The organism is Bradyrhizobium erythrophlei, from assembly GCF_042430365.1.
Classification (GTDB): domain Bacteria; phylum Pseudomonadota; class Alphaproteobacteria; order Rhizobiales; family Xanthobacteraceae; genus Bradyrhizobium; species Bradyrhizobium erythrophlei.
This window is the reverse complement of sequence record NZ_JBHMET010000255.1, coordinates 37,433-50,159: the sequence shown is the minus strand read 5'-3', so window position 1 is coordinate 50,159 and position 12,727 is coordinate 37,433. Positions and strand designations below refer to the sequence as shown.

Annotated in this window: 10 protein-coding genes; all 10 read right to left on the bottom strand. The window is 63.2% G+C overall.

Annotated elements, in window-relative coordinates; genetic code table 11:
• Nucleotides 1-4: 4 nt before the first annotated feature.
• Entirely contained in the window at nt 5-1,516 is a 1,512-nt protein-coding gene (locus ACFFWD_RS38680) for a L,D-transpeptidase family protein (protein ID WP_376974635.1), read from the bottom strand.
• Nucleotides 1,517-1,645: 129 nt separating this feature from the next.
• Nucleotides 1,646-2,815 carry a peptidase M15 gene (locus tag ACFFWD_RS38675; RefSeq protein ID WP_446680540.1) on the bottom strand — a complete coding sequence of 390 codons (1,170 nt, stop codon included), beginning with the start codon at nt 2,813-2,815 and terminating at the stop codon, nt 1,646-1,648.
• 317 nt (nt 2,816-3,132) lie between these two features.
• Nucleotides 3,133-3,633, bottom strand: a complete 501-nt coding sequence (locus tag ACFFWD_RS38670; RefSeq protein ID WP_376974631.1) for a hypothetical protein — start codon at nt 3,631-3,633, stop codon at nt 3,133-3,135.
• Nucleotides 3,634-3,648: 15 nt separating this feature from the next.
• Complete coding sequence (locus ACFFWD_RS38665) at nt 3,649-5,223, bottom strand: hypothetical protein (RefSeq protein ID WP_376974629.1); 1,575 nt, start codon at nt 5,221-5,223, stop codon at nt 3,649-3,651.
• A 275-nt stretch (nt 5,224-5,498) separates the two neighbouring features.
• Nucleotides 5,499-6,338: an ABC transporter ATP-binding protein gene (locus tag ACFFWD_RS38660; RefSeq protein WP_376974627.1), complete on the bottom strand. Its 840-nt coding sequence runs from the start codon at nt 6,336-6,338 to the stop codon at nt 5,499-5,501.
• Between the two features lie 77 nt (nt 6,339-6,415).
• Complete coding sequence (locus ACFFWD_RS38655) at nt 6,416-7,744, bottom strand: ABC transporter substrate-binding protein (protein WP_376974705.1); 1,329 nt, start codon at nt 7,742-7,744, stop codon at nt 6,416-6,418.
• A 110-nt stretch (nt 7,745-7,854) separates the two neighbouring features.
• The gene (locus ACFFWD_RS38650) at nt 7,855-8,982 is read right to left on the bottom strand and encodes a branched-chain amino acid ABC transporter permease (protein WP_376974625.1); all 1,128 of its coding nucleotides are present in this window, start codon (nt 8,980-8,982) and stop codon (nt 7,855-7,857) included.
• Nucleotides 8,983-8,997: 15 nt separating this feature from the next.
• Nucleotides 8,998-9,927, bottom strand: coding sequence for a branched-chain amino acid ABC transporter permease (locus ACFFWD_RS38645; RefSeq protein WP_376974623.1), 930 nt, complete (start codon nt 9,925-9,927; stop codon nt 8,998-9,000).
• 9 nt (nt 9,928-9,936) lie between these two features.
• Nucleotides 9,937-10,722: an ABC transporter ATP-binding protein gene (locus ACFFWD_RS38640; RefSeq protein WP_376974621.1), complete on the bottom strand. Its 786-nt coding sequence runs from the start codon at nt 10,720-10,722 to the stop codon at nt 9,937-9,939.
• Nucleotides 10,719-12,689: an AMP-binding protein gene (locus tag ACFFWD_RS38635; RefSeq protein ID WP_376974619.1), complete on the bottom strand. Its 1,971-nt coding sequence runs from the start codon at nt 12,687-12,689 to the stop codon at nt 10,719-10,721. Before ACFFWD_RS38635 ends, ACFFWD_RS38640 begins: the two co-directional genes overlap by 4 nt.
• Nucleotides 12,690-12,727 lie beyond the last annotated feature (38 nt).

The following is a 12,727-nucleotide window of genomic DNA, read 5'->3' as shown; positions in this document are numbered from 1 at the left end:
CGCCTCACCAGATCGAGAACGGGCTCCTGAAGGACGGGCCCCAATAAAGCTGACGATCGCGCGAGCGCATGTAGCCGACCTCCGTCGGCGGACGGCGGCGTCGGAACTTGATGCCGCCTTGCGGTTCGTCACTCAGCACGATCACGAAGTCGGTTCCTTTGCCGGTTTCCGCACTCATGGCCTCATCCGTGACGATCATGGATGATCGCGGCGGCATGCCGGCGATGCGATCCAGCGCCTCCGGCGTCATCTCGATGCGATCAAGCGCGGCCTGTGCGCTGTCGGGCGCGGGCGGTACTTCGATATCCCGAGCACTTGCCTGAGCAGCCGGAGCGCGGCGCTCGGCTTCGTCGCCGCGCGGCCGCGCACGGCCCAGCGAGACGACATTCCATCGCGTGCCGGTCCCCTCGCCGGTGCGCTCGAGTGCGGTGAAGACATGCGTGCCGATCGGGCGATCGGCATCCTGGATCGTGACGGGACTCTCGTAGACCGTTTCAGAGGCCTGCCGCAGATAGAGCCGCTGGGCCTTGCGGCTGATCAGGACCGAGATCGGCGCGTGTTCGCGGGCGGCCTGGCGCGCCGCCTGGGCTGCCGCGGCCCGCGCCGCCTGCGCGAACTTGGCGGCTTCCCGCGCAGCCGCGAGCGCATCGAGCTTCGGTTGCAGCTCGTCCCTGGCAGCGGCCAGCTTCACGTCGAGCTCGACGAGGTTGGCGGTCGCTTTGGCCCTGGCGTCCTCGGCCTGTTGCCTGGCGTCGGCCGAGGTTGCGGCGGCGAGCGCGGTTTCGGAGGCGGCCAAGCGCGCTTCGGCACGGGCCTTCAGGTTTTCCGCCGCTCGCACCGGGATCATCACCTGCATCGCCTCGCGATAGGCTTGCCCGGCCACGCCCCTGGCTTGCTCGTCCCGCCGCGTCGCCTCCTCCGCCTCGACGAGACGGGCGGCGGCCGAGACACCAGTGTCCGGCTTGGTCCGGAGCAGAAGCGGGTGAACGACCTCGACCGGCGCTGCGTCGGCCGGCGCCACGATCACCCGCAAACCCAGATGGGTCGCTTCGAACAGGCTCTCGGCGAAGTCGAACGGCATTCGGATGCAGCCATGCGACGCCGCGCGCCCCGGCAAAACCCCGCCGTGAAGCGCGATGCCGGACCATGTGAGGCGTTGCATGTGCGGCATGAAGGCGTCGTCATAGAGGTTGGAATAATGCTCCCGCTCCTTCTGGATGACGCTAAAGACCCCGGATGGCGTTTCGCGTCCCTTCTGGCCGCTCGACACCGGCGCGCGCAGGATCCAGCCATCGGCGTCGTAGATGGTGATCCGCTGCTTCTGCAGCGACACGATTGCCAGGATGGGTGCGCCGGGCTCGCGCGTGGCGACGGACTCGATCGGACGCGCGCTGCCAACGCCACGGGCGCTGGCATCGCAGCCCGCTCCGACCAGCGCGGCCAGGCCGACAATGGCAAGCTGCGCAGGCCGCAGCCAGCTCTGCCTGCGCGTCCGGCCCGAAAGCCCGTAGGTCATGCGCATCTCCTGATCCGAGTTACGCGGGCTCGTGCCGAGATTAACGTCACTCGTCCGATCCGGCCAGTTCGGAAACGCGTGGTGCCAAGCACTTCACGTCCGGCGCAAAGCGGATCTCCCGCGCGCGGGTCAGGTCGCTCTCACTTTCGATGACTTTGCGGTTCTTGCGCGTTTCGCCCCGCCGTGATGGTTACGCACGGCGAGCCGGTTGCGCTTCTTCACGTCCGCTGCCGCTTGGTGAGTGCTGGTGCCGCGGCTATGCGCGGCGTATTCATTGCCGTCGACCGGCGCCAGATGCGGAGGATCCCGATCGAGATATGGTCGCGCGACGCCGAACTCCTTGCCGCGGGCATCGATCCATTTCCAGAGCTTCTCCGAGGCCCTCCATCGCTGATCGCGGGTCGCGCCATCGACGCTGACGACATCGGCCGCAAGCCCATAGCCGTAGCCGCCGCGCAAGCTCCCGCCATGATAGGAGCGGTTGCTGGCCGCCTTGAGGCCGCTTGCGATCGACTGTCGATAGTCGTCGCGGAATGCGCTGGTGATGCCGGGCGACAGGCCGGCCTGCTCCGCCGCGAGCAGCGCATGAAAGAGTTTCAGCTTGAAGGGCCGCGACATGCCTCCGATCACATAGTCCATCATCGGCATGCCGACCCGTTCGGCCGCCTTCGGATCCTTCCACCCAAAATCTTCATCGACCAGCCGGGTGAAGCTTCTGGTGACCGTCACCATCTTGCCCCTCTTCTTGACGGTGACCTTCCTCGAGTCCTGCACCTTGATGGTGTCCTCCTTCGGCGTTCGTTGATAGAGCGCCCAAAGGTAGCGGTCGACGCAGGCATTAACGTCCCAGCACTCGTCGAGAATGTCGATGGACCCCACAAACTGCCGGGCCTGACGCGGCTGTGAATCCGGCACGCTCGCCGCGGGAACCTGCACGGGCTCGCCTTCGAGCGGCAGCAACTGCGCCGGATCGGTCAACGCGGCCTCGACGATCGCTCCTGCCTTGCGCGACGACGTCGTCGTGTCGGTGGCCGCGACCGGCTCAGATCCGTCCGTGATTGCGGAATCGGCGCTGGCGACGACGGCGTTGCCGATCGCGATGGTGTTGCTGTTGGCGATCGGGGGCGGAGCGGCGGGCGCGGCGTCGGCGATGGCAAGGGGTGCATATCGATCGACGATCGGCGCGTCGGCGGTCTCGATTCCAGTCGAGCCGAAAGCAGCGAGCCAGGCGACAATCCAGCTCGGGAACACGACCGTTCGGCACAACGCCGCCGTCCCCATTCGCCGCGCGTTCATCATCCCAGCCTCCACAGGCTCCTGCGGAGCCAGGTTGCACAGCCAAGCATGTGACGCTGCGGATTGTCGGCCGTCGGTGTGGTCGCGCAATGGCGAAAAAGGGTTAACGAGCGATGTTTCCTAAGGGTGTTGCCCCGATGCAACTCGCGACCGTCGACACATTCTTGCGAACGAGGCGCCGCGCGTCACGCGATAGAGCGTCTGTCGCCGGAGCATGGTGCGATTATTGAGGTCTCAGAAATCGACTGCGTGGCCGTGATCGACGGCCACGTCCATTGTCGGCACTTTGCGGCAGCGGAGTTCCCGCCGCCGCGACGGCATCAGCCTCGCGGAGCGGGGTATCGTGCCGGCGCACCGGAGATCGCCGCAACCTTCTGCGCCAGCCGCTGGCGGCCGAGCAGTCCGGCCGTGGCCAGCATGGCCACGCCGCCCATCCACCATGACCCGATGACGAGCTCCCAGGCCCGCCGCGGGACCTCGTCGAGGATGATGCCGTAGACCGACACCAGCGCCGCCGCGGCGGCGAGGAAGGTGCCGCTCGCGCTCAGGAGCTCGACGACATCGACCCGCCGCAGGCGGGCGGCAAATGCCGCCCGCCGCGGAATGTCGATCCCGAGATAGAAGCCGACCGATCCCATCAGGACCGACATCGCGACGAACTCGATCGAATCGAACATCGCGACATGGATCTTGCCGAGCTGGGCGGCGACGAACGTCCCGCCCATGGCGCCGGCCATCGCCAGCCCGCTGCGCTCGACCACATGCGCGACTTCGCTGATCAGCATCAGCTCGCGCGCATGTGCGGTTCTGTCCTTCGACATTGCAATGTCCTCATTTCAGAACGGATAGTAGCGAAGCTGGGTCATCACGATGTGCTCGTCGGTCTTCGGCGCGCCGCCGACACCCTCGAACGTGAACCGTTGAGTGTAGGAGTATTGCGTGCCGAGTTTGACCGCGCCGAACGCCCCCTGATACAGCGTCTTATAGAAGCCGCCCGTGAGCTGCCGGATCTCCTTCGTATTGCCGTTACACTGGACCGCCGGTGAATTTTCCACATTGCAGCCGCGGTTGTCGTAGAGCGGATTGCCGTAGCCGAACGGCAGGCCGGTGGATCCGAACGAGAACGTAGCTTTCGTCTTCTCCAGTCCCGCGAAGCCGTAGATGTCGAGCCCAGGCACCGCATGCCACATCAGTCCGCCCTGGATGCCGAGGATCGGAAGCACCTGGAAGGTGCCGTCCTCGCGGAACGTCGCGTCGCTGAACGGAGTCGCGCTGAAGCGACCCAGCGCGCCCTGCGCGGCAGTGAACTGGAATTCGAGAACCTTGGGAAGGACCTCGTAGGCAACGTGTCCGCCGACCGCGAACGCGCTGACGGGGTGGTTGACGGTCAAGGAGCGATCCAGGAGTTCGCGGTACAGCCCCCAGGCTTCGACGTGCAGCTTGTGGCCGCCGACCACCGGATCCCACGCGCCCTTCACGGTGACATCGGGCACACGATTGAGCGAGAGGTTGGTCAGCGGGTTGAAGAAGCTTCCGCCTGGGCCGGTCACGCCGAACAGCGTCGTGCCGGTCACGACTCCCGGAATTCCGGACACCCCTGTTCCGACGAATGGAGTGGCACCGCGGAAGTCACCGTTGCCACCGACGAAGATGGTCTGGGCGTTCTCAGCCGACACCGCGAGCGAGAACTCCGGCCCAAAGTCCATCCAGATGCGGACGCCCGGTTGCCGCGCCGCGAAGATGCCGGGAACGGATTCGAAGTCGACCACGGGTGGTCCATCGATGCCGCGCGGATCGATGCCAACCTTGCTCGGCGAGGTCAGCGACCAGGTCTGACCGGCGAGCACGTGCCAGCCGAGATCGTTGCGGTCGATCTCGATGCTGGCCTGGCGCATGCGCGGCGTGAACGAGTTGGTCGCAACGGGGTTTGAGGTGCTGCCGGCGCTCTCGAAATCGATCTCGCCGTACCCCTTGACGCTAAATTCGGGACTGACGTTGCCTTCCGCCAGCAGCGACAGGCGGCTTGTGCGCGCTGAGAAGCGATTTTCCCCGATGTTGTAGTTCCTATTCCCGCGGAACGGAATCGAGTTGTAGATCGATCCGACGTCGGATGACAGGTTGCGGGTGCGGTAGATGTCGGTGAGATCGAGCCAGCCGCCGAAGGTCAGCGTGATGCCCTTGTAGCAGAGCTTTCCGCCCGGACATGGATCGAACGGCGACGGCGCCTTCGTTGCCACCACGCTGTTGACCTTTGCGGCCTGCGCCTCCTGCTTGCGCGCCTGCGTATCCATTCGCTGCTCGAGCTGCTTCAGCCGCGCCTTCAATGCTTGCAGCTCCGCCGCATCGTCCGCCAGTGCCGGACCGGCCGAAACAAGAATGCTGCCGAGCAGAATCCCCTTGAGTACTCTCATATGCTCCCTCCCAAGCGAGGACGTTTCCTCAGGCAGGAGAGAGCGAATCTGGGGCGCCAATATTCGTGTGCGCCCGCAATATCCCGGTCACAATTTCTTCATCGCGACGGCGGGAATAACTCGCCACTAACTTCGATATCGCGCGTGAGATGTAAAGGAGTCCCGATCAGAACAACGGAGGAATCCGCCCGACCTTCAGTTGCCCAGGACCATGCCGCCGCATGGGGTGTCGGCCGCGACATTCGTCACGGCCGCAACGACCTCCACCGTCGTCGCTAACCGAGCCAACGCTTGCGCCGCTTGTAGTGTTTCACATCGCGATATGATTTCCGCTTGTCGCCGGCGACGCCAAGATAGAACTCCTTGACGTCCTCGTTTGCGGCGAGCGCGCGGGCTTCGCCGTCCATCACCACGCGGCCATTTTCGAGGATGTAGCCGTGGCTCGCATATCTGAGCGCCATATTGGTGTTCTGTTCGGCGAGAAGAACCGATACACCTTCCTTGACGTTGAGATCCTTCACGATCTCGAAGATCTCCTCGACGATCTGCGGCGCGAGGCCCATCGAGGGTTCGTCGAGCAGAATCATCTTGGGGCGCGACATCAGCGCGCGCCCGATCACGCACATCTGCTGTTCGCCGCCCGACGTGTAGCCGGCCGTGGAACCGCGCCGCTCTCTGAGACGGGGAAAATAGGCGTAGACCCGCTCGAGATCCTGCGCGATCGCCAACTTGCCGTCCCTGCGCGTGAAGGCGCCGGTCAGGAGATTCTCTTCGACCGTAAGATGCGGGAAGGCGCGCCGCCCCTCCATCACCTGAATGCAGCCGCGCCGCACCAGGTCGTTCGGCGACAGCGACTGCACCTCGACGCCGTCGAACAGGATCGAGCCCTTGGTGACCTCGCCGCGCTCTGCGTGCAGCAGGTTGGAGATCGCCTTCAGCGTCGTGGTCTTGCCGGCACCATTGGCGCCGAGAAGCGCGACAATGCCGCCCTGCGGGACCTCCAGCGATACCCCCTTCAACACGAGGATGACGTGATCGTAGACAACCTCGATATTGTTGACCGACAGAACCGGAACTGCCGCTTCCGTCGCCGTGGCGACCTTGGCAGTTGACACCCGCAGACCTCCAAACAGTTGCACCTTCCGGGATCCGGGAGCAGGCAAACCTGCCTCCCGGATCGCTCTACACGGGCTCAGGTTTCTTTCGCGCAGTCGCGCGGCTTGATCTTCTTCTCTGCGGCATACTTCGCGGACACATCGGCGACGAGCGGTTCGATGAGCGATTCGTCGGCCGTGTACCAGTCGGAGATCACTTTCCAACCCTTGCCATCCCACTGCTGGACGCGTCCGTAGCGCGAGCCCTCGTGGTCGGAGCAGGAAATGCTGACCGGCTTCATCATCCCCTCAAAGCCGAGTTCCTTGATACGTGCATCGGTGAGGATGAGGTTCTCAAGCCCCCAACGGACCTGCTCGCCCGTCAGCGGTTTCTTGCCGAACTTTTCCTGCGCCTTGCGGATCGCCTCCACGCCCAGCATGGCATTCGTCATGCCGCGGTTGTAGAGAACTTCGCCGATCTTGCCAGGCTCCGTTGAACCTTTGCCCTTGGCGTAGACGTATTTCGCGATCTCGGCATGCACCGGAAACTTGCCTGCGCCATGCTGAAGCATCAGCGACTTGTAGCCCGTGGCCTGATCGCCTGCGGGCGTCACATCCGGCTCCGCACCGGACCACCAGACACCGATCATCTTGTCACGCGGATACGCAACGGCCGCCGCTTCCTTGACTGCCGTGCTGTTCATGACGCCCCAGCCCCAGACCAGCACATAGTCCGGCCGGTTCTGGCGGATCGCCAGCCATTGCGACTTCTGTTCGACACCGGGGTGCGTGACCGGGATCGGCGTGAACTCGAAGCCGTACTTCTTTGCCAGCACCTGCAGCATCGGGATCGGCTCCTTGCCGTACGGGCTGTCGTGATACAGCAGCGAGATCTTCCTGCCCTTCAGCTTGTCGAACCCGCCGAGTTCCTTGGCGACATGCTGGATTGCGATATCGGCCGCGGACCAATAGGTGCCGAGCAATGGGAAGTTGTACGGGAACACCGCACCGTTCTTCGAGTCGGCTCGGCCGTACCCCATCGTAATGATCGGGATCTTGTCCGCTTCCGTCTTTTCGGTAAGTGCGAAGGTGATGCCGGTCGACAGCGGATTGATGAAGGCCGCGCCGGTCGGCCCCTTGCCCTTGAGGCGCTCGTAACACTCGACGCCCTTGTCGGTCGCGTAAGCGGTCTCGCACTCCTCGACCAGAAGCCTGACGCCGTTGATGCCGCCGTCGCGTTCATTGACCAGGTTGTAGTAGTCGGCAACGCCGTTTGCATAAGGCGCGCCGTTCACGGCGTACGGTCCTGTCCGGTAGGACAGTATAGGGACGAACTGCTCGTTTTGCGCTGCGGCCGGTGCGGCGAACGGCGCGCCAGACAGGACGGCCGCCGCCAGTATCAGTACATTGCGTGCAATAGCTGCCATATTGATATCCTCCTCTTTTGAGCCCCTCTTTTTCCGTCCGGGAGCTTTGTTGTCCTTCCTCCTCCTCCAGCGGCCGCCATCCGCGTTGCGATCCAGTTGCGATCGCTGCTTCAATAGGGAAACGGCCAAAGTCTAAGCTTCTCCTTGCCGATCGATATCAGCCGGGCGAAGCCATGGGGTTCCTTGATGAGAAGATAGCAGATCAACGATCCGAAGATGATGAATTCGAGGTGCGTGATCGTTTGCGTCGATAGCGGCACGCCGAGCTCGGTTGGAACGAGGTTCAGCATGATCGGCACGATCAGGACGAAGGCTGCCCCGACGAACGACCCCATGATCGATCCGAGCCCGCCGATGATGACCATGAACAGAAGCTCCAGCGAACGGTCTATCGAAAACGCAAGCGGCTCCCATGAACCCAGGTAGACGAACGCCCAGAGTGCGCCCGCAACGCCAACGATGAATGAAGAGACCGCGAAAGCCGTGAGCTTAGCATAGAGCGGCCGGATACCGATCAGTTCCGCGGCGATATCCATGTCGCGGATCGCCATCCATTGTCTGCCAAGATTGCTGCGAACGAGATTCTTCGCCAACACCGCAATGACCACCACGAAGAGCAGGCAGAGCAGGTAGCGCTCGACCGGCGAGCGAACGACCAGGCCGAAGAAATCCAGGGCCGGCGCATTCACCGATCCCGACGGGGCGTAGTTGGTGAACCATGGGATCCGCAGGAATACCCAATCGAAGAAGAACTGCGCGGCGAGCGTTGCAACCGCCAGATAGAGACCCTTGATCCGCAGACTGGGAATACCGAACAGGATTCCGACACAAGCCGCCATCAACCCGCCAAGCAGAATGGATGCCAGCACCGGCAACGGCGGGATCGAGACCGCGACGCCAAGAAAGCCAAGCGGGATATGAACGCCTGTCGCCAGCTTGTAGGCGGAATAGGCACCGATCGCCATGAACGCGCCGCTGCCGAGCGAGATCTGGCCGCAATAGCCGACCAGAATGTTGGTCCCGATGGCGGCGAGCGCCAGGATAAGGAAGGGCAGCAGGATGGCCCACAACAGATACTCGCTGCGGAACGGCCAGATATGGAAGGTGGCCAACACCGGCACGCCGATGAAGGCGATACTGAGCAAGACAGCGAGCGCAATGCGGTCCTGACGGATCGGGAAGATCGCCATATCCTCTGCGTAACTCGTCTTGAACTGGCCAGCCTCGCGATAAAGCACAACGAACTCCTCGCCTCAGATACGTTCAATGATCCGCTCGCCGAACAGACCTTGCGGCCGCACGAGCAGCACCGCCAACGCCAGCACATAGGCAAACCAATATTCGATACCGCCGCCGATGGACGGCCCCAGGTACACCTCTGCAATCTTCTCACCCGCCCCCACGATGAGCCCGCCGACAATGGCTCCCGGAATCGAGGTGAGTCCCCCGATGATCAGGACCGGGAGCGCCTTCAGCGCGAGAAAGGTGATGGAGAACTGGACGCCAAGCTTGGTCCCCCACACGGTCGCCGCAACGAGCGCAACGAGACCGGCAACGAGCCAGACCACGAACCAGATCCAGCTGATTGGAATCCCGACGGAGTGCGCGGCCAAATGGTCGTCGGCCACGGCGCGGAGTGCGCGACCGGTCTTGGTACGCTGAAAGAAGATCGCGAGGCCGGCGACCAGGATGCCTGCGATCAACGCACCCCAGACATCCAGCTTGTTGATCAGAATTCCACCCGGAAAGAGCCCCTCCAACACAAACCAGGCGTCCGTCGGGAACAGCCGTAACGGGTAAACATCCGACCCGAAGATCATCTCCGCCGCGCCCTCGATGACGAACGTCACGCCGATCGTGGACATGAACAGCGTGAGGGCGTTCTGGTTGACAAGCGGCCCGATCACGAACCGCTCGATGAGCCAGGCCGTCGCCGCCATGATCACGACGGCAAAACCGATACCGAGGACGATCGCGGCCCACAGCGGAAAGCCGTTGGCAACCAGGAGATCGAGGGTGCGAACCAGCGCCAGCCCTGCAAGCAAGACCATTGCTCCCTGGGCATAATTGAACACGCCGGATGCCTTGAAGATCAGCACGAAGCCGAGCGCGACCAGCGAATAGAGCACGCCGGACATCAATCCGCCGATCAGGATCTCGAGAAACTGACCGAATGCGATCACGAACGCTCCTCAGTGTGCAACGCCAAGATAGGCCTCGATGACGGCCTGGCTCTTCTTCACCTCGTTCGGCGTGCCGTCAGCGATCTTTACGCCGTGATCGAGCACCGCGACGCGATCCGAGAGATCCATGACCACGGCCATGTCGTGCTCGATCAGCGCGATGGTCGTTCCGTAATGACTGTTCACGTCGATGATGAACCGCGACATGTCCTCCTTCTCCTCGAGATTCATGCCCGCCATCGGCTCGTCGAGGAGCAGAAGGTCGGGCTCCATCGCCAGCGCACGACCAAGTTCGACCCGCTTCTGCAAGCCGTACGGCAAACGCCCAACCGGCACCTTGCGGATCGCCTCGATCTCCAGAAAGTCGATGATCTCCTCGACCCGGCGCCGATGCTCGAGCTCCTCTGCCAGAGCAGGACCGTATCGCAGCATCTGCCACAACAGGCCGCGCCGCACCTTCAAGGTGCGGCCGGCCATGATGTTGTCGAGCGCGCTCATTCCCCTGAACAGGGCGACGTTCTGAAACGTGCGTGCGATGCCGCCGCGCGCCGCCTCGAAAGGCTGCATTCTGGCCCGGGTGCGTCCCTTGAAGGTGATGGCGCCGTGATTAGGGTGATAGAAGCCGTTGACCACATTCAGCAACGAGGTCTTGCCGGCGCCGTTGGGGCCGATGATGGCTCGAATCTCGCCCTTTCTGACGTTGAAGGAAACGTCCCTCAGCGCCCGGACGCCGCCGAAGGACAGCGCGACGCCCTCGACCTGCAGCAGGATTTCATTTGTGTCCGGCGCCCTCATGCGGCCTTCCCCAGCGATTCCGCCGCGCCGATCGCTTGCATGTCGCGAATCTTGACCCGTGCCGCGATTGTGCCCTTGCGGCCATCCTCAAAGGTGACTTCGGTGGAGATGTCGGCCTCATGCGAGCCGTCGTAGAGTGCCGCAAGCAGCGGCGCGTAGCGTTCGGCAATGAACCGGCGGCGCACCTTCTGCGTGCGGGTCAATTCGCCGTCATCCGCATCGAGCTCCTTGTGCAGAATGAGGAAGCGGCGAATCTGAGCGCCCGCGAGCACCTTCTCCTTGACGAGAGAGCGGTTCACCTCGGCCACGTCTTTCGCCACCATGTCGTAAACCAGCGGATGCCCGGCAAGCTCCTGATAGGATCCGTAGGCGACGTTGTTGCGTTCCGCCCAATTCGCGACGGCGACCGGATCGATGTTGAGCATGGCGCAAACGAAATCCTTTGAGTCGCCGAACGTGATCGCTTCCTTGATATTGGGATAGAACTTCAGTTTGTTCTCGAGGTACTTCGGCGCAAACATCGTGCCGTCGGCCAGCCTGCCGACGTCCTTCGCGCGATCGATGATCTTGAGATGTCCGGTCTTCTCGTCGAAAAAGCCCGCGTCACCGGTCTTGACGTAGCCGTCGGGCGTCATGGTTTCCGCAGTCTTTGACTGATCCTTGAAATACCCGACGAGCATGCCGGGTGAGCGAAACTGGACTTCGCCCGATTCCGCGATGCGGATGTCGACATTTGGCGCCGCCGGACCAACCGTATCGGAGTAGATCTCGCCATCAGGCTGGCACGTCACGTAAAGGAACGCTTCGGTCTGGCCGTAGAGCTGCTTCAGGTTTAGTCCTATCGAGCGGTAGAATGCGAACAGATCCGGACCGATCGCCTCGCCGGCCGTATAGGCGACGCGCACCCGGGACAGGCCGAGAACGTTCTTGAGAGGCTCGTAGACCAGCAAGCGCCCGAGCGCATAGAGCAACCGGCCTGACAGCGGCACCGGATCTCCGGTCAAGACCCGCTCGCCGTAGCGGCGCGCCACGCCGAGAAAGTAGGTGAACATCCGCCGCTTGATAGGTGCAGCGTCCTCCATACGGATCATGAGCCGCGTCAGCATGGCCTCGAAACCGCGCGGCGGAGCGAAGTAGAAGGTCGGTCCGATCTCACGCCGATCCTGCTCGATCGTGTCGCTGCTCTCGGGACACGCCATGCAGAATCCGGCCACAAGGCCTTGCACGTAGCTGAGGTAATGATCGCCCGCCCAGGCCAGCGGCAGATAGGCGAGCACGACGTCCTGCTCGGTCAGCCGGTCGAAGCTCGTGGTATCGGTTGCGGCATCAATGCAGCCTCGCGTCGACAGCACGACGCCCTTCGGCGCGCCGGTCGTTCCCGATGTGTAGAGGATGATCGCGACGTCCGAGCCTTTGCCTGCCCGAACCAACTCATCAATCCGTTCACCAAGCCCGGCGTCGGCCGCAAGCGCGGCGCGGCCGTCTTCGATGACATCGCCGATTGCGATCGATCGACTGCGATCGTAGCCATCAAGGCCGCGCGGCTCGTCATAGACGATCTTGTCGAGGTGCGGCAGTCGATCGGACACCGACAGGACCTTGTCGACCTGCTCCTGGTCTTGCGCCGCGACCAGCTTCACCTCGGCGTGAGCGAGAACAAAAGCAAGCTCGTCGGCCACCGCATCCGCGTAAACCGGAACGGGAATTGCGTGCAGCGCCTGCGCTGCCATGATGGTCCAGTAAAGCTTCGGCCGATTGGAGCCGACGACAGCTATTGTGTCGCCCGGTTGCAAGCCCAGGCGATGCAAGCCCGCGGCGTAGGCGCGTACGATCTCGGCAATTTGAGCCCAGGTCCAGCTCTGCCAGATGCCAAGATCCTTGTGCCGAAACGCCGGACGCGTGCCAAATCGCGCTGCATTGCGCAGCAGCAATTTGGGGAACGTGTCAAACGATCCGCCACCAGCCATGTCGGTCTCGGTCCCAAAAACCGGCGCGTTGGTCCGCA